At 73.9% G+C, this 16,710-nt stretch carries 13 protein-coding genes; 3 read left to right on the top strand and 10 right to left on the bottom strand.

The genetic code is table 11. The features are described from left to right. Positions 1-55 precede the first annotated feature (55 nt). Positions 56-1,885 carry an alpha-keto acid decarboxylase family protein gene (locus ABT048_RS21720; protein WP_350523080.1) on the bottom strand — a complete coding sequence of 610 codons (1,830 nt, stop codon included), beginning with the start codon at positions 1,883-1,885 and terminating at the stop codon, positions 56-58. Continuing rightward, a complete protein-coding gene (locus tag ABT048_RS21715; protein WP_350523079.1) occupies positions 1,882-4,002 on the bottom strand; it encodes a flavin monoamine oxidase family protein in 2,121 nt (706 codons plus the stop codon). Before ABT048_RS21715 ends, ABT048_RS21720 begins: the two co-directional genes overlap by 4 nt. A gap of 216 nt (positions 4,003-4,218) precedes the next feature. Here ABT048_RS21715 and ABT048_RS21710 point away from each other — a divergent pair, with 216 nt between their 5' ends. After that, positions 4,219-4,992, top strand: coding sequence for a GNAT family N-acetyltransferase (locus tag ABT048_RS21710; RefSeq protein ID WP_350523078.1), 774 nt, complete (start codon positions 4,219-4,221; stop codon positions 4,990-4,992). Between the two features lie 146 nt (positions 4,993-5,138). Here ABT048_RS21710 and ABT048_RS21705 read toward each other — a convergent pair whose 3' ends face one another. The 3 genes from ABT048_RS21705 to sigJ all read right to left on the bottom strand — a co-directional run bounded on the left by ABT048_RS21705 (position 5,139) and on the right by sigJ (position 7,646). Further along, entirely contained in the window at positions 5,139-5,717 is a 579-nt protein-coding gene (locus ABT048_RS21705) for a 3'-5' exonuclease (protein WP_350523077.1), read from the bottom strand. A gap of 82 nt (positions 5,718-5,799) precedes the next feature. After that, positions 5,800-6,543, bottom strand: coding sequence for an SOS response-associated peptidase (locus tag ABT048_RS21700; RefSeq protein WP_350523076.1), 744 nt, complete (start codon positions 6,541-6,543; stop codon positions 5,800-5,802). Positions 6,544-6,686: 143 nt separating this feature from the next. Next, positions 6,687-7,646 (bottom strand): RNA polymerase sigma factor SigJ, encoded by a 960-nt coding sequence (sigJ, locus tag ABT048_RS21695; RefSeq protein WP_350523075.1) that lies wholly within the window; start codon positions 7,644-7,646, stop codon positions 6,687-6,689. A gap of 204 nt (positions 7,647-7,850) precedes the next feature. On the opposite strand from sigJ, the gene ABT048_RS21690 reads away from it, so the two are divergent. Then, positions 7,851-8,273: a hypothetical protein gene (locus ABT048_RS21690; RefSeq protein WP_350523074.1), complete on the top strand. Its 423-nt coding sequence runs from the start codon at positions 7,851-7,853 to the stop codon at positions 8,271-8,273. A 7-nt stretch (positions 8,274-8,280) separates the two neighbouring features. On the opposite strand, the gene ABT048_RS21685 is transcribed toward ABT048_RS21690, so the two are convergent. The 5 genes from ABT048_RS21685 to ABT048_RS21665 form a co-directional block, all read right to left on the bottom strand. Next, a complete protein-coding gene (locus tag ABT048_RS21685; protein WP_350523073.1) occupies positions 8,281-10,335 on the bottom strand; it encodes an alpha-galactosidase in 2,055 nt (684 codons plus the stop codon). Between the two features lie 122 nt (positions 10,336-10,457). Continuing rightward, complete coding sequence (locus tag ABT048_RS21680; protein ID WP_350523072.1) at positions 10,458-12,881, bottom strand: RICIN domain-containing protein; 2,424 nt, start codon at positions 12,879-12,881, stop codon at positions 10,458-10,460. Between the two features lie 205 nt (positions 12,882-13,086). After that, complete coding sequence (locus ABT048_RS21675; protein ID WP_350523071.1) at positions 13,087-13,653, bottom strand: rhodanese-like domain-containing protein; 567 nt, start codon at positions 13,651-13,653, stop codon at positions 13,087-13,089. A gap of 135 nt (positions 13,654-13,788) precedes the next feature. Beyond that, a complete protein-coding gene (locus ABT048_RS21670; protein ID WP_350523070.1) occupies positions 13,789-14,538 on the bottom strand; it encodes a sulfite exporter TauE/SafE family protein in 750 nt (249 codons plus the stop codon). After that, on the bottom strand, positions 14,535-14,921 hold the full coding sequence (locus ABT048_RS21665; RefSeq protein WP_502894051.1) for a rhodanese-like domain-containing protein: 387 nt from the start codon (positions 14,919-14,921) through the stop codon (positions 14,535-14,537). The genes ABT048_RS21670 and ABT048_RS21665 overlap by 4 nt, the downstream gene beginning before the upstream one ends. A gap of 357 nt (positions 14,922-15,278) precedes the next feature. On the opposite strand from ABT048_RS21665, the gene ABT048_RS21660 reads away from it, so the two are divergent. Next, the gene (locus ABT048_RS21660; protein WP_350523069.1) at positions 15,279-16,664 is read left to right on the top strand and encodes an MBL fold metallo-hydrolase; all 1,386 of its coding nucleotides are present in this window, start codon (positions 15,279-15,281) and stop codon (positions 16,662-16,664) included. The last annotated feature ends 46 nt before the right edge of the window (positions 16,665-16,710 follow it).

Here is a 16,710-nt window from a genome sequence, read left to right as displayed (position 1 = left end):
CGCGGCGCGGTCAGGCGTACGCCCTGGTCAGGGGTTCGCCCCGGTCAGGCGCGGGCTACGGGCACTTCTCGTCGATCCGGTACTGCAGGGCCCTCGGGTAGTCGTGCCGGCTGAGCCGGACCCGGGCCAGGATCGGCGCGTGGTTGAGGTCGTTGCCGGGATCGGCGATCTCCGTCAGGAGCGATTCGAGCTCGGCGTGGGTGGTGAGTTCGCGCCCGTGCATCCGGTCCTTCTCGGTGCCGAACACCTCGGCCAGCATGTCGTAGCGCCACGGGTGCAGCACGTTGTAGAAGTCGGCGCCGTTGGACGGCTTCTCCTTGTAGTAGCAGGGGCTGACCAGCATCTGCTCGATGCCGTAGAAGCCCTCGTTGTCCAGGACGAAGACCACCGGCCGCAGGTGGTGGCGCACCTGGGTGGACAGCTCCTGGCAGATCTCCTGGAAGGAGCCGTCCCCGACGAACACGAGCGGGCGCTTCAGCGGCTGCTGGCGGCCCAGCGCCACGCCGGTGGCGGCGCCGACGGAGTAGCCGATGGACAGCCAGCTGTTCTGGGCCAGGAAGCCGGCCCGCTCGGTGATCCGCAGGTTCATCGAGCCGAGGAGTGCGAAGGCGGCGTCCGAGACCACCGTGAACGGCGAGGGGGCCTGAGGGTCCCCGCCGGTGGCCCGGTGCTCCAGGAAGTGGTTCATGTGCTCGAAGAAGCTGTCGTAGGTCAGCTCCGCCGGGTACTGGTCGCTGCTCAGCGAGTCCAGGAAGTCGGCCGTGCTGGCCGGGACGTCCAGGCCCGCCGCGTGCGCCAGTGCGAAGTGGTCGGCGGCGAAGGTCCTGCCGCCCAGTGCGTCGCGCAACGCCCGGATGAACCGGCCGAGCTGGACCTCGGGGAAGTACTTGGCGCCGACGCTGACACCGTCGCGGGCCGCCACGATCCAGTCGTCGCCGATCGACTGCTCGCCGCCGAGGTTCTTGGACGTGGACCAGGTGCCCAGGCCGATCCGGCAGCCGGCGTTCTTGAAGGTCGCCCGGATCTCCGGCAGGCTCGCCTTCCCGTTGTAGACGCCGGCGAACAGCGGGTGCCGTTCGGACACCACGGACTTCGCGCCGACCGTGGTGCAGAACTGCATCCGGGTGGCCTGCACGAAGTCCAGCAGCTCGTCCTCCAGCCGCTTGCGGACCAGTTCCTCGCCGGCCCACACGATCGGGGTGCCGAACGCGTCGATCAGCTCCACCGCGGCCGCGACCGCCTTCTCCAGCATCTCCTCGTTCCGCTGGGTGAACGGCCGCTCGTGGGCGCGGAGTTCTCCCTGCGGAGGCGCGCACGGCGCGTGCCAGAGGTCCTCCATCACCTCCAGGTAGACCGGCTTGCGCTCGGTGAGGCACGCGGTGATCGCGCTGTCGATCTGCGAGGGCGCGAGGCCCGGGTTGGAGAGCACCTGTGCGTCCACCGTGACCTGCCGGTAGACCTCCAGGTTGCTCTCCCGGCGCGGGCTCATGTGCGAGGTGAGCAGGCCGACCGCCTGCTGGTTGAGCCACTGCTCGTAGGAGGGCGCGGCGTTGATCGCGATCAGCGGCACGTCCTCGACGTACGCGCCGCCGACGGTGTTGAGCAGGCTGAACGCGCCCACCCCGTAGGTCACCGCGACGGCGCCGACGGCCTGTTCGCCCGTGGCCGGGTCGATGTCGGCGGCCCGCACCCGGGCGTAGGCGTCGGCCGCGTAGCCGCCGCCCATCTCGGTGGGGGTGCCGATCCAGCGCACGCCGGTGGTGGACTGCATGATCGTCAGGAACGGGCCGAGGAAGTCCCCCGGCACCCCGAACAGGTACTTGACGCCCAACTGCTCCAGCCGGGTGGCCAGGTAGCGGGCCACCGTCCATTCGTCGCCGCTCATCCGCGCAGTGCCTCCTGCCGGCTCTCCGACCGTCCTTCCTCCCGGGCCCGGACCTCGGGCCGGAGCTCCGGTTCCGCCCGGGCCGGCGGCGGCGGGGCCTCGTGCACCGCCATGGCCGACCGGACGGCGGTCTCCACCGCGCCCTCGATCCAGGCGTGCTTGAACGAGACGTGCTCGCCGGCGAAGTGCACCGGGCCCTCCGGCTTCATCACGTCGAGGTGGAAGCTGGTCATCTGGTGGGGGGTGTACACCGCCGCCTCGCCGAAGGCGTACGGGTCGCGCAGCCAGCTCTGGGTCTGTCCGTAGCCGGTGTAGAACACCTCGATCCGGCGGCCGTGCACCGACTGGAGGTTGCGCAACGCGTACACGTACCGCTCGTCGTCCTCCATGGAGTCCCAGCGCACCGCGTCGTCCGACCAGCTGTAGCTCGCCAGGACCACGCCGCCGCCGTCGCCCTCGGGCACCGGGTGCGAGGGGTAGTACATGAAGCGGTTCGGGTTGTCGGTGGTCGAGCCGCCGCCGAAGCAGTCGGTGGCGGGGCGCACGCTCGCCCGGAGCAGCGGGGTGTGCTGGTAGACCTCCCGCTGGCCCTGGCCGATCCGGCGCTCGTCCACGCTCGCGTGCGCGCCGAGCAGCACCTCCGGCAGGTTGCGCGGGGGCCGGTGGCCGTTGTGGGCGGCGGCGACGGCCGCCTCGGCGTCGTCCTCGCCCGCCCGCTGGTAGTACTCGTACAGGCCGGGGGCGATGGAGTCGAGTTCGACCTTCCAGTCCGCCTCGGTGAACTCCCACCACCGGCGGGAGAACTCCAGCAGCACCTTGGTGGCCTGGTCGTAGTGGGTCTCGATGATCGCCCGGCGCTTCTTGTAGGAGAACGGCGGCGTCACCTGGACGAACCGCAGCGCGGAGAACGGGACGGTGACGATCGCGAAGTCGCCCTTCCAGACCGTGGGTTCGGCCTCCGGGTCGTCCTCGGGGACGGTGCTGACGGCGACCTGCGGCCCGATCGGGCCCACCTCCCGGGCTCCGCCGCCGTCCCGGCGCGGGTCCCAGTACTCCATCCGGATCATCCGCCGGCCCATCCGCAGTTCGTCGCGGAGCTCGTCGGCGAGCGCTTCGGGCAGCTTCCAGCTGCCGCCCTCGATCTCCCAGTAGGTGGCGTTCGGGTTGATGTCGCTGCGGCCCAGGAAGGTGTGGAAGAAGGCCAGGTGCAGCCGCGAGGTCATGTTCTCGATCGTGCCGATCGCCTCGATGGCCTCGTCGCTGAAGCCCGCGTACTCGCGCAGGAAACGGCCCATCGAGTAGCCGTCGAAGTCGCGGATCACCCGGGCCCAGCCGTCCAGCCACTCGGCGAACGGCTTGTTCACCCGCTTGCCGTCCTTGATCTCCGAGTAGTAGTCGCGGACCGGCTCCAGGGCCTGGTTGACCATGTCGGCGGCGGTGATCCGCACCTCGTCGCCGGTGAGGTGGAAGCCCTCGTTGATGCAGCTGGGGTCGGCCGCGTACTCCTTGCGGCGGGCCTGGATCCGGTTCGTGCGGATCCAGGAGTTGAAGCGCTTGGCCGGTTCGCGGAAGTCCGGGCTGTCCGTGCCGTACTTCCAGACCTTGCCGGGCTCGAAGGACTCGTAGACCACCGGCGGGACGGGTGCGTTCTGGTTGCCGGTGTCCGGATCGACGTCGACGTTGAAGAACAGCTGCCGCTGCAGGCCGAGGCTGTCGACCAGCGCCAGGGTGAGCGGGTGGAAGCTGGGCAGCCGCATCGCCCCGGCCTCCGCGTACTGCCTGGGGTCGTAGAACGGCCCGTCGAGTTCGTCGTCGGTGGACCGGAAGGTCTTGATCCGCCCGCCGGTCCGGTTGGCGTTGGCCTCCAGGATGGTGACGTTGTGCCCGGCGTCCTTGAGCAACTTCCCGGCGACCAGCCCGGCGATGCCCGCGCCGATGATCAGCACGTCCTTGGGCTCGTCCGTCGCCGGGATGCCGTCCTTGATCAGGACGTCGAGGTAGCGCAGCTTCAGGTCCTTGTCGTCCGGACCGACCAGCAGCAGTTCGCGCGCCAGTTGTCGGCAGGTCTGCCAGCGGGCGCGATCGCCGGCGGTGCCTTCGATGACGGGGTTCTCCATGGTGTTCCTCGGGGGAGTGGGCAGCGCGGATGACCACGATGAGTGATTCGTATGCTACTCAAAGTAGCTTCGTCGCCGAGGGACCTGTCAACCGGAGGTCGGTCCTTCGACGGGATCACGCAGTGCCACCGGGCGAGTTCCCGCCCGGGGGGTGTGCGGGGAGCGAGTTGCGGGGAGCGGGCCCGCGCCGGGCGGGGAGCCCGTAGAGTGCGCGGCATGTCGGATGACGAGCTGCGGCGGATCAACGCCTTCCTGGCCGGGTTCGCGCGTCGGCGGGCCGAGCGCACGGTCGAACTCCAGGGCGGGTTCGCGGTGTTCGACGACCGCTTCGCGGGCTCGTGGTCGAACAACCAGGTCGTGGTGGACCGGACCGACGCGGAGCCGGCCGCCCTGCCCGGCGTCGTCGACGAGGTGATGGGCGAGCGGCCCTTCCGCGTCGCGTCCGTCCTGGACGACGACTTCGGCGCGGCGTGCGTCGGGCCCTTCGAGCGGGCCGGGTACCGGCACAGCACCTACCTGGTGATGCTGCACTCCGGCCCGGTCCCCGCCGCCCGCGACGGCCGCACCGTCGAGGAGGTCGGCCTGGCGGCACTCCGCGAGCCGCTCGCGGCGAGCTGGCGGACGGCACTGCCGGACGCCGACGAGGAGGTGATCCACCTGCTGGTCGAGCGACGCGTGACGACCCGCCGCGGAGCCCAACGCGTCCGCTTCCTCGGCTCGCGGGCGGAGAACGGCGAGGTCGCGGCCTGGAGTGACCTCTACCTCGAACCCACCCTCGGGATCGCCCAGATCGAGGACCTGATGACCGCCGAGGCGCACCGCCGGCGCGGCCACGCCGACGCCGTCCTGGCCGCCGGGCTGAGCCGCGCGGCGGACGCGGGCTGCGCCACGCGCTTCCTGATCGCGGAGTCCGACGACTGGCCGCGGGAGTGGTACGCCCGCCGGGGCTTCGAGGTCATCGGGCGCGGCCACGGGTTCGAACGCACCTGAGGCACGGCCGGCGGGCACGGGAGGGGCACCATCGGCGCGGGCGAGGTCCCGCCACACTCCCAGGAACGGCGCCCCCGGACGGGGCAGGACGGGACGGGCAGGGCAGCCGCGGCCGATCGGGCCCTCGCGCGCGTCGCCCGAGCGGCTCACACCTCCTGGGCCGTCCCGCCCGGCCAGTCCCCGCGGCCCGCCAGGTCCAGGACCAGGGCGGCGATGTTCCACGCGTCGTCGTCGCCCCGGTGGTGGCGCCCCTCCAGCGGGAGGCCGGCCACCGTCAGCGCCTGGGCCATGCCGGGGCGCCGCCGCAGGCCGTAGGCGGCGGTGAAGGCGACCTTCGCATTGGTGTGGCGCTGCCCGAACGGGTACTCCGTGCCCGTGGTCCGGCACTGGCGGGTGAACTGGTTGCGGTCGTAGTCGCCCCAACTCGCCCAGGGCAGCGTGCCGGTGCGGTGCCGGGCGGCCAGCGTCCGGCAGGCCTCGGCGAAGGACAGGCCCCCGTCCACCTCGGCCTGGGTCAGCCCCGTCAGCTCCGTGCAGAACGGGCTCACCCGCGACCGCGCCGGCCGCACCAGCAGCCGGTGCTTGGCGAGGCGGGTGCCGACGCGCAGGTCGACGACGGTGAGCCCGATCTCGATGATCTCGCTCACCTGCCCGGGCGGCGGCTGCCCCTCCCAGCAGGTCGCTTCGACATCGACCACGTTCACCAGGTGCTCGTTGACGTCCATGAGGGGGCATCGTAGGAACCTCCAGCCCCCGGGTCACCCGGATTTCCGCCGCCGGGCCGGTGACCGGCCGCCGTTCCGGGCCTCAGTCCGCGAGGCCCAGCGGGTCGGGGGCGGTGTCCAGCAGTTCGGGGCCGTTGTTGCGCACGCTGTTGACGGTGGGGGCGACGGCGCGCACGCGCAGGTCGCCGTCGGCGGGGCGGCGCAGGAGGTGGTGGAGCTCGGCCGGGTCGGTGTGGGCGGGGGAGAGCCAGGTGGGGAGGTCGTCCGGGGCGATGGTGAGGGGCATCCGGTCGTGGATGCGGCCGGCGCTGTCGGTGGCGTCGGTGGTGATGACGGTGGCGGTGGCGAGCCAGGCGAGCGGGTCGTCGTCGGCGCGGGTGCGGTCGCGCCAGAACTCGTAGAGGCCGGCCATCAGCATCACGCCGCCGGTGCTGAGGAAGTACGGCTGCTTGTACTTCTTGCGGTCGGCATCGGCGGGCACCTCCCGCCATTCGAAGTAGCCGTCGGCGGGGATGACGCAGCGGCGGGCGGTGAAGGCCTTGCGGAAGGCGGGCTTGGTGTCGACGGTCTCCGAGCGGGCGTTGATCATGCGGGCGCCGCCGGACGCGTCCTTGGACCAGGACGGCACCAGGCCCCAGCGCAGCGGGCGCAGTTGCCGCAGCACCTCGCCGGTGTCCCGGTCGACGCGTTCCAGGACGGCCGGGACGGGATCGGTGGGGGCGACGTTCCAGCTCGGCGCGAAGGTCTCGGCCGGGTCCCAGCGGAGCTCACCGAGCAGCGAGACGAGGTCCTGGGGCGTGGTGGTGGAGACGAAGCGGCCGCACATGCCCCCCAGCCTGCCACCAGGGACGGACAACCGGGGCGCACCCCCGCGGCTTCGACGCGTCGGCGGCTCGACGACCTGCGCGTGGGCCGAGACCCCCGCCCGCGGGGCGACGGGGGCTTCGGGGGCGGCCCCGGCGCGGCGCCTCAGTGGGCGCGCCGCCGCCCGTCCTCCGTCCAGGGGCGCAGCTTCTCCGGGTTGCGGACCGCCCAGATCCGGGTGATCCGGCCGCCGTCCACCTCGAAGGCCGCGACGGTCGCGGTGCGGCCGGCGCGCTGGGCGACCAGGCCGGGGCGGCCGTTGACGGTCCGTTCGAGGAGCGTGAGCCCGGGGGCCAGGTCGGCGATCCGGACCACGTACCGGGCGATCGGGTCGGCGCCCACGACCGGGCGCAGGACGGCGCCGACCGTGCCGCCGCCGTCGGCCGTCATCGTGGCGTCGGGGGCGAGCAGGCCGACCAGCGCCGCGATGTCCCTGGCCTCCCAGGCCTCCTTGAAGTGCCGTACCAGATTGGCCTGTCCGGCCCTGGGGGCGGTCGGCGCCTGCGCGGCGCGCACCCGCCGTCGGGCCGAGGTGGCCAGCTGGCGGCAGGCCGCCGGGGTGCGGCCGACGATCTCGGCGACCTCGGGGAACGGGTACCGGAAGACGTCGTGCAGGATGAACGCCACCCGCTCGGCCGGGGTCATCGCCTCCAGGACGACGAGGAAGGCCATGTTCACCGACTCGTCCAGGGTGACCCAGTCGGCCGGGTCGGTCGGCTCCTCGTGGCCGCCGCCCGGCCCGCCGATCCACTCGGCGCGGTCGGGCAGCGGTTCGGGTATCCACTCCCCGACGTAGCGCTCGCGCCGCACCCGCGCCGAGCCGAGCAGGTCCAGGCAGACGCGGGTGGCCACCGTGGTCAGCCAGGCACCGGGCGAGGCGACGGCCTGCTGCCGTTCCGGCGGCATCGCGTACCACCGGGTGTACGTCTCCTGCACGGCGTCCTCGGCCTCGGCCAGCGAACCCAGCAGCCGGTAGGCGAGGTTGATCAGCTGCCGCCGCTCGCCGACGATCGCGCTCGGGTCCGGTTCGGACGGGTGGTGCCCCGGCTCGGATGGGGTGGTCATGATCGGGGCCGCTCCCTGGCTCGTCTCGTCCGCCGCCGCCCGCACGGCGCTCGTGCGGACGGCTCCTGCCGCTCTCGCCGTTACGACCGAACGGCGCACCGGAGTGTGACACCGGAGACCCCGCCTCACACTCGGGGCCCCCACATCGTCGGTTGATCGAGACATCGACGATCACTGCCGCGGGGCGGCAGAGGGGAGCGCATCATGACCACGGCGACGACGGCTGCGACGGCGACGACGGCGGCGACCCGGCGGGGCGTCACCTTCCTGAGGGCCGCGATCGCCCTGCAGACCGCGGCCGTCTTCTTCCAGGCGGTCACGGCCGGCCTGCTGCTGTCCACCTCCTCCGCCGAGGTGGTGCACGGCGTCGGGGCGCGGGTGATGTACGGGGCGTCGATGCTGTACGTGCTCGCCGCGGTCCTGGCGTGGCGGCCGGGCGGCGGGTCGCCGCGGCCGGTCCTGCACGCCGTCGGCTTCCTGGTGCTGGCCTCGGCGCAGGTCGTGCTGGGCATCGCGCACGTGCCGTCGGTGCACGTCCCGCTGGGCGTGCTGATCTTCGGCCTGAGCGTGGCGGCGCTGGTCCGGGCGCCGGCCGCCCGCGTGGTGCGGCGGTCCGGCGCCCGGTAGCGCGGGCTCAGGAGGTGACGGTCCAACTCCGCCCGGCGGGCGGGTCGGTGGTGACGGGCGTGCCCGCGGCCGCGGAGCCGACGCCGAGGTCGAGCCCGGTGGCGACGTTGGTGACGGTGAGGGCGCCGCCGGCCGGGGCCCGCGTCACCCGCCACTCCTGCCAGGGGTTGCCGGGCGAGAGGTCGAGCAGGTAGGCGCTGTTGCCGGCGGAGGCCCCGGCGGACAGCACGGTGTGCCGGTGGGTCGGGGTGTCGCAGCCGTCGGTGATCCGGACTGTGCCGTCCGGGTTGGTGGTGAACACCCACTGCTGCGCCGGGTCGCCGCCGCGCGGCGGCTCGATGTCCGCGATCGAGGTGAGCGGAGAGGCGCAGGAGCCGGAGACGCCCATCGCCAAGCCGCCGGTGGTCAGCGCGTGGTACCGGCCGTCGTCGACCACACCCGTCGTCCCGCCGCCGCTCTGCGCGGTGAGCCGGTACAGCGCCGCCCCGTGCGGCGGCAGGGTGCCGCCGAGCGGGCCGGTGACGGTCGAACTCGCGCCGGTCCACAGCTCCTCGGCGCGGTAGGCGGCGCCGCCGAGTCCGAGTCCGGCGAGGCTGGTGCTCACCGTCCGGGCGGCCGTCGGGTCCTGGTTGACCAGCAGCACGGCGGTGTCGCCGCCGGCCAGTTGCCGCTTGAGCACGACCGGTGCCCGCCCGTCGGCCGGCCTGGCGCCGACCAGGGTGGCGGGCTTCGCCAGGCTGTCCTGGTCGACGGCGATCACCCCGCGGTTCTTCAGGATCGCGAGGCTCTCGGCGCTGATCCCGGTGGACCAGGTGTAGCCGTCGGCGCTGTGCCCGGACTGCGCGGCGGTGCGCAGGTCGGCGCCGGAGATCAGCGGCGCGGCGAGCATCGCGAGGATCGAGGTCTCCGTCCGGGACTCGTCGTCGGTGAAGGGCTTGTGGCAGGTGCAGGTGTCGGTGGTGCCGTAGAGGCCGTAGACGTCCTGCCAGCCGGTGAACATCATGTCCAGGTCGTTCCAGCTGCCCGGGCGGACGTTGTCCGGGTACTGCAGCGCGGTCTGCAACTGCCCGTTCCAGAGCACCCCGTCGAGTTCGCTGTCCCGGTCGCCGCCGATCCGGCACAGGTGGGCGACCTGGCCGCACCAGATGCCGGTGGGCGCGTAGCCGGGGGCCTGGAAGGGGGCCGTGCCGGCGGCCAGGACGACCGGGTCGGTGCGGGCCGGGTCGTCGGCGGCGAGCAGGTACGGGACGCCGGTGTGGACGGGCTGGGCGGAGACGCTGAGGGTGACCCGGGGCCGTCCCTGCGCGGCGGAGGCCGCGTCGAGGGCGCGCTGGAAGGTCTGCACCCGGGTGTAGACGGAGCGGGTCAGCTCCTTGCCCTCGCCCTGGGTGCCGTAGTCGTGCCCGTCCGGGCCGATGATCTTCGGGCCGTACGGGCAGTCGTCGTACTTGACGAAGTCGACGCCCCAGGCGACGAAGTCGGCCGCGTCGGTGCTCTCGTGGCCGAGGCTGCCGGGGTGCATCTGGCAGGTGAGGTAGGTGTCGGTGGCGTAGAGGCCGAACTTCATGCCCTTGTCGTGGGCGTACCGGGCGAGGTACTCGATCCCGTTGACGGTCCGGCCGTCGACGTTCTGCGCGGGGAAGTGGTCGGGCCTCGGGACGAGGTGGCCGCTGGTGGGGTCGTTGCCGGCGCCGTCGCTGCCGCCGACCGGGTTCCCGGCGGCGTCGTAGAGCTGCAGACCGCCGTCGGCGTTGCGGACCAGGTCGGTGGTCTGGCCGTCGCGGTGCCACAGCGACCAGCCGTCGTCGATGGTGACGGTGTCGTAGCCGGCCGCGACCAGGCCGTTGGCGGCCATGAAGTCGATGGTCTGGACGACCTGCTCCTCGGTGACCTCGGTGCCGAGGGAGTTCCAGGAGTTCCAGCCCATCGGCGGGGTGAGGGCGGGGCCGTTGCCGAGCGCGGCGGCTCCGGGGGCGGTGCCGAGGTCGAGGGCGGTGAGGCCGGCGGTGGCGAGGGCGAGTGAGAGGAGGGTGGCCGCCAGGCGGCGGGGGGTTCGGCGCATGCGCGCTCTCCTGGGGTGTGGGGGCGGGTGTGGGGGCGGGTGTGACGGTCGGTCGGGAGGTGCGGGGGGAGCCGCGGCCGGCCGGGTGGGGCCGGCCGGCCGCGGGTGGTGCGGTGTGGGGGTCAGTCGGTGACGGCCGCGGTCGCGGACCGGCCGGGGGCGAGGGTGACGGTGGCGTAGGTGTAGGTGACGCCGTCGACGACCTCGGTGCGGGCGTCCCGCGGCTTGCCGTCGACGGTGAGGTGCGCGTGCCGGCCCCGGAAGCGGGCCTCCCAAGTGAGCTTCTTCGCACCGGTGTTGGTGACGGTGCTGGCGCGTTCGCCGTCGTGGCGGACGGTCACCGTGCCGTCGCCGACCGGGATGCCGGCGACCTGCAGCCAGCCCGTCGGGGCGGGCAGCCGGGAGGTGGTGGCGAGGGTGCCGGCGGCCGCGTCCGGTTCGACGCCGAGCAGGCCCTGGACGGTCTGGGCGAGCAGGGTGAACGGGACCTCGGGGTAGTCGCCGTTGAGCATCCGCCCGCTCGCGTGCTGCTCGCCGGCGTTCTCGTAGACGTAGCGCATCCACTTCCAGGCGGTGGCACCGTCGTTGCCCGCGAAGAAGGCGTCCGGCAGGTAGGTGTAGGCCTCCAGGTTGGCCGAGCGCTCGGGGCCGGAGTCGGCGGCGTCGATGGCGGCGAGGAGGCCGTCCCGGCGCGGCCCGGGGTCGAGCAGCTGCTTGACCGGCATCAGCACGCTCGCCTCGTAGCCCCAGCCGGTGATCGGCGTGCCGGCGGTGTCGTAGCCGTGCACCACCTCGCCGGGCCGGCCGGGGTCCACGCTCCAGGTGGTGTTGACGTACGTGCGCAGTGCCTCGGCGGCCCGGCGGTACCCGTCGGCCGAGGCGGCGTCGCCCCGGGCGTCGGCGAGCGTGGCGGCGGCGAGGTAGGCCTGGTACTGGGCGCCCAGCGCGTCGCCGGCCTCGGCGTAGGTGCCGGTGGCGTTCTCGGCGTAGCCGGCGGTGCCGGCGAAGATGCTGCGGCTGGTGGCCTGCGGGATCGGCAGGCCGCCGTTGTCGATCGGGCCGGGGTGGCGGGCGATGAACGGGCCCAGGGTGTTGCGGACGTAGGTGCCGAGCGTCGCGTCGTCGACGTAGTCGCGGTCGCCGGTCCAGCGGTAGGCCTCGCCGGCCTTCTGGACCAGCTCGAAGGGCGCGGGCAGCTCGCGGACGAAGCTGTTCGGGCTCCGGTAGTCGATGGCGCCGTACGTCCGGGCGTCGAAGTCGAGCGCCCAGACCGGGTACAGCCCGTTGACCTCGGTGGCGGAGGTGGCGAAGCCGCGCAGCATGGTCTTGTTCTCGGCGTCGAGGCCCAGCAGGTGCGCGCCGACCAGCTGGTGGGCGAAGTCCCGGCTGTAGAAGGCGGAGCGGAAGGGGTAGCCGGCCCAGTAGGTGGCGTCGTAGGTGGTGCTGCCGGTGCCGCCGGGGTGGTTCTCGTCCATGTCGAGGACGCCGGTGGCGCCGGCCTGCTGCACCCAGCTGTTGGCCTTGGTCTTGGCCCAGTCGAACAGCGCGACGACCTCGGGGTCGGAGGAGCTGGCGACCGGGTCGTTCGGGGCGGACGGGGCGACGGCGGCGTCGTCGACGTTGACCCAACCGGTGGGCGAGGAGCCGATGGTGAGGTCGATGCGGTCGCCGGCGGCGACCCGGATCCGGGGGAGGCTGTACTTGGCGTAGGTGGGCTGCTCGGGGAGGGTGAGCGAGCGCACGACGGCGCCGTTGACGCGGACCGCGAGGGTGCCGCCGGCGGCACCGGTCGCGATCCAGGCGGAGAGGTCGTAGCCGCCGGCGGCGACGGCGGTCGTCCGGTGGGTGACGGAGTAGCCGGAGCCGGCGTCGAGGTAGGCGAGGCGGGTGCCGCCGTGCGGGTTGTTGGTGGCGATGCCGGTGTGCTCGGTGAGGGTCCAGCCGTCGGCGCCCTGCTCGAAGCCGGGGTTGGCGAGCGTGAGGGGCTCGGTGCGGGTGAGGGTCCAGCGGTGGGCCGGGCGGGTGTCGCAGCGGCCGCGCGCCGCGGCCCGTCCGGTCCCCGGCGCGGGGCCGGTCCCGGCGTCCTGTCCGGCGCTGAGGCAGGAGCCGGTGCCGCGCGCGGCGAGGGTGTACGTGCCCTGCGGTCCGCGGGAGACGGTGAAGCGCTCGGCGTCGGGGGAGGTGCCGCAGTCGGCGGTGGCGGGCGGGCGGCCCGGGCCGTCGAGGGTGAGGCAGCGGCCGGTCGCGGCGTTGACGATCAGGAACTCGCCCCCGGTGCCGCGCAGTTGCCAGCGCTGGCTGAGCAGCCGTTGGCAGTGGGCGCCGACGACCGGCACCGGGCCGGGGCCGGACTGCGCGAACTGCGGGCCGAGGCAGCTGCCGTCCAGGGCGGAGCCGAGGACGTAGCTGCCGCCGTCCACGAGCGGCGCCCGGTCGGGCGCCTGGTCGCCCGCGAACGCGGGTGGGCCGCCGAGGGCCTGGGCGGCGAGGACGGCCAGCAGCAGAAGACCGGACGGTAAGGCGCGGGTGCGGGCACGGGGCGGCATGGCGGGTCCTCTTCCGTCGGGTGGGTTGACTGCCAGGCGTTTGAACGTTCAAATCGATGCGCAACAGGTCGCATGTGATGGGTGACATTTCACATGTTCAGACAAGCCCGCGTCAACGGCCCGGACAGCACCGGCTGCGCGGCGCGGCGACGGCCCCTGCCCGACGGGGGTGGGCAGGGGTCGTCGCCCGGCATGCGGTCCGGGCTCAGCGTCCGAGGGCGGCGAGCGTGTCGTCCAGCGTGGGGCCGCCGGGGCGCGGGCGGTTGTGCGGGAGCCTGGCGAGCACCGAGCCCATGGCGCAGGTGTTCGTCAGCGCGGAGAAGGCCAGCCCGGCGCCGACCGCCGCGGAGACCCAGCGGGCGCGCGGCAGCACGAGGTCGACCAGCAGCCCGGCGAGGACCAACGATCCTGCCACCAGCCGTATCTGACGGTCCATCGCCCAGGTCCTACGGGCGCCGGGCGCCTTGTACAGCGCCTGCCCGGCGCCGGACCAGGCGTTGGTGCCGCCGGACAGGGTGAGGGTCGGGATGCCGGCGTCGGCCAGCCGGCGGCAGGCCTGCTCGGCGCGCGGCCCGGCGGCGCAGACGACGGCGAGTTCGTGCTGATCGGCGGCGTCGCGCAGTGCGGGCAGGGCGCGGTCCAGCCGGTCGAGCGGGATGTTCAGCGCGCCGGGGATGTGGCCGGCGGCGTACTCGCCGGGGGAGCGGACGTCGATGAGGGTGAGCTGCCCGAGGCGGGGCTTGAGCTGCTCGACGGTCAGCGGCGTGGTCATGGGGGTCCTTTCGGGCGGGGGTGGTCTCGGCCCGGGGTGGGTCGCGGCCCGGGGTGGGTCGCGGGGGAGGGGAGGGGGAGGGAGGAAGGGGGGCGATGCCCGACTCGGTGGGGGTGCCCCGGTTCCGCGGGGCGATCAGCTCAGTGAGGTGATCAGCATCAGCGCCGCGACGCCGAGCAGGGCGACGGCGAAGGCCTTCTGCAGGGTGCGCCCGCTGAGCTTGTCGGCGAGCCGCTTGCCGTCCCAGGCGCCGAGGATCGCGGCCCCGGTGAAGGGCGCGGCCACGGCCCAGTCGATGGCGCCGGTCGCGCCGAGGCGGGGCAGCAGGGCGGCGAGGGAGTTGGCGCTGATGACCAGCAGGCTGGTGCCGACCGCCTCGGCCATGGTGAGGGCGAGCACCGAGACCAGGGCGGGGACGGCCAGGAATCCGCCGCCGACACCGAGCAGGCCGGTGACGGCGCCGAGCCCGGCACCCGCCGCCGTCGAGCGTCCGGGCGTTGCGGCGGAACGTTCCTGCGCGTCCGGCTTGGCCGGCTTCAGCATCCGCCAGGCCGCGAGCGCCGCCAGTACCGCGAAGGCACCGGTCAGCAGCGCGCCCGGCAGGTGTGCGGACAACGCCCCGGCGGCGGCCGCCACGGGCAGTCCGGCGGCGGCGAACAGTGCGCCGGTGCGCCAGCGGACCCGCCCCGCCCGGGCGTGGGCGAGCAGCCCGGTCAGCGAGGTCGCGGCGACGATCACCAGGGCGGCCGTGGTGGCCAGCGCCGGGCTGAAGCCCAGCAGGTAGACCAGGGCGGGCACGGCGAGCATGCTGCCGCCCCCGCCGAGCCCGCCCAGCGCGAGCCCGACCACGGCGCCGGCGGCCAGCGCCAGCAGCAGCGAGGTCATGCCACCCGCCCGGCTTCGCCGCCCGGGGTGGTGACCGGCAGCCCGGCCAGGGCCCAGGCGTGCATGCCGCCCGTGACGTTCAGCGCCCGGACGCCGCGCTGCGCGAGCAGTTCCACCGCGCGCCGGGAGCGGTGCCCGGAGCGGCAGAGGGCGAGCACCGTCCGTCCGGTGGCCGCCGGCGGCAGCGGGGCGCCCGCCGCCAGGGCGATCAGCGGCTGGTGCAGCGCGCCCGGGGCGTGGCCGGCGGCGAACTCGTCGGCCTCCCGGACGTCGAGCAGGACGGCGTCGCCGGTGCGGGCGAGCTCCCGGGCCTGGACGGGGGTGGCCCGGTCGGTGTCCGGGTGGGGTGCGGGGTGCCCGAGGGCGGGCGGCAGTTGAGGCAAGGGAGTCTCCAGTGGTGCGGGCCGGACGGCACGTGGGTCCGGGCGGAGCGGGGGGTGTCGCGGCCGCCCGTGCGGGCCGTGCGGCCCGGTGCGGCGGCGGTGTCGGCGCTTCCTCGGCCCCGCCCGTACCTGGTTTCGGTGGCGGCGGCCGGTCCCCCTCGACGCCACCATAGTACCCCCGGGGGTATTATCGAAACTGTTCGGCGATACCCCCGCCGGTATCGGCTCCATGGCCGCCGCATGCCGGAAGGAATACCGAGGGGGGTATCGCGACCACTGTCCCGGCGCCCGACGCCTCCAGGAGGGCCACCCGTCGAACGCGTGGCCGGCTTGTCAGACCCGACGAGGAGACACCCCGTGATCTTCAGCCAGTACTACCTCGACTGCCTCTCCCAGGCGTCCTACCTGATCGCCGACGAGACCACCCGCCAGGCCGTGATCGTCGACCCCCGCCGGGACGTCGACGAGTACCTCGCCGACGCCAGGGCGCGCGGCCTGACCGTCGTCGGCGTGATCAACACCCACTTCCACGCCGACTTCCTGGCCGGCCACCTCGAACTCGCCGCCCGCACCGGCGCCTGGATCGGCTACGGCCGGCGGGCCGAGACCGAGTACCCCATCCGCCCCCTCGCCGACGGCGAACGCATCCCCCTCGGCGACGTCACCCTGCAGATCATGGAGACCCCCGGGCACACCCCCGAGTCGATCAGCATCCTCGTCCACGAGTACGCCACCGACGAAGTCCCGTACGGGGTCCTCACCGGCGACGCCCTCTTCATCGGCGACGTCGGCCGTCCCGATCTGCTTGCCTCCGCCGGCGTCACCGCCGAGGAGCTCGGCGCCATGCTCTACGACAGCGTCCACCGCAAGCTGATGGCCCTGCCCGACGAGGTCCGCGTCTTCCCCGCGCACGGCGCCGGATCCGCCTGCGGGAAGAGCCTCTCCACCGAGAAGCAGTCCACCATCGGCGCACAGCGCCTGACCAACTACGCCTGTCAGCCCATGGACGAGGACGCCTTCGTCCGCATCGTCGCCGCCGGTCAGCCCGCCGCCCCCGCCTACTTCGGCCACGACGCCGCCCTCAACCGGCAGGACCGCCCGCTGCTCGACCGGACGAACGCCGACCGCCCCCTGTGCCCCGAAGGCTTCAGGGAGGTCCGCGCCGCGGGCGCCGTCGTCCTCGACGCCCGCAGCCCCCAGGACTTCGGTGCGGGACACCTCCGCGGCGCCGTCAACGTCCCGATCGACGGCCGCTTCGCCGAACAGGCCGGCACCGTCCTGACCCCCGACTCCACCATCGCGATCATCGCGCCGCAGGACCGCGAGGACGAGGTCGTCACCCGCCTCGCCCGCATCGGCTTCGACCGCATCGCCGGCTACCTGCGCAACCCCGGCACCGCCCTGCCCGCCCTCGCCGACGAGGTCACCCCCGCCAGCCGCCTCACCGCCGACCAGCTCCGGACCGCACTCGCCGGCGCGCAGCCCCCCACCGTCCTGGACGTGCGCAGCTGCAGCGAACGCGCATCAGGAGCCATCGAAGGGTCCCTGCACATCACCCTGGCCGACCTCCCCCGCCGCCTGGACGAGATCCCCACCGGCCGCCCCCTGGTCGTCCACTGCGCCGGCGGCCACCGCTCCTCCATCGCCGCCAGCCTGCTGCGCCACCACGGCCGCGCCGACACCTCCGACCTCATCGGCGGCTACCACGCCTGGGACGCTCTCACCCACCCCGCCCGGGGCTGAACCCGGCGGCCGTCCCGGCCCGCGGCGTGCCCGGGGCCGTTCGGGT

Origin of the sequence: Kitasatospora sp. NPDC096140 (assembly GCF_040303045.1) — a bacterium.
GTDB lineage: Bacteria > Actinomycetota > Actinomycetes > Streptomycetales > Streptomycetaceae > Kitasatospora.
This window is presented reverse-complemented; position numbering and strand designations above follow the sequence as displayed.

What these genes read in the sequence shown, in the direction of transcription:
- ABT048_RS21720 (WP_350523080.1), bottom strand. Translation starts at nt 1,885, where the DNA reads ATGAGCGGCGACGAATGGACGGTGGCCCGCTACCTGGCCACCCGGCTG.
- ABT048_RS21715 (WP_350523079.1), bottom strand. Translation starts at nt 4,002, where the DNA reads ATGGAGAACCCCGTCATCGAAGGCACCGCCGGCGATCGCGCCCGCTGG.
- ABT048_RS21710 (WP_350523078.1), top strand. Translation starts at nt 4,219, where the DNA reads ATGTCGGATGACGAGCTGCGGCGGATCAACGCCTTCCTGGCCGGGTTC.
- ABT048_RS21705 (WP_350523077.1), bottom strand. Translation starts at nt 5,717, where the DNA reads ATGGACGTCAACGAGCACCTGGTGAACGTGGTCGATGTCGAAGCGACC.
- ABT048_RS21700 (WP_350523076.1), bottom strand. Translation starts at nt 6,543, where the DNA reads ATGTGCGGCCGCTTCGTCTCCACCACCACGCCCCAGGACCTCGTCTCG.
- sigJ (WP_350523075.1), bottom strand. Translation starts at nt 7,646, where the DNA reads ATGACCACCCCATCCGAGCCGGGGCACCACCCGTCCGAACCGGACCCG.
- ABT048_RS21690 (WP_350523074.1), top strand. Translation starts at nt 7,851, where the DNA reads ATGACCACGGCGACGACGGCTGCGACGGCGACGACGGCGGCGACCCGG.
- ABT048_RS21685 (WP_350523073.1), bottom strand. Translation starts at nt 10,335, where the DNA reads ATGCGCCGAACCCCCCGCCGCCTGGCGGCCACCCTCCTCTCACTCGCC.
- ABT048_RS21680 (WP_350523072.1), bottom strand. Translation starts at nt 12,881, where the DNA reads ATGCCGCCCCGTGCCCGCACCCGCGCCTTACCGTCCGGTCTTCTGCTG.
- ABT048_RS21675 (WP_350523071.1), bottom strand. Translation starts at nt 13,653, where the DNA reads ATGACCACGCCGCTGACCGTCGAGCAGCTCAAGCCCCGCCTCGGGCAG.
- ABT048_RS21670 (WP_350523070.1), bottom strand. Translation starts at nt 14,538, where the DNA reads ATGACCTCGCTGCTGCTGGCGCTGGCCGCCGGCGCCGTGGTCGGGCTC.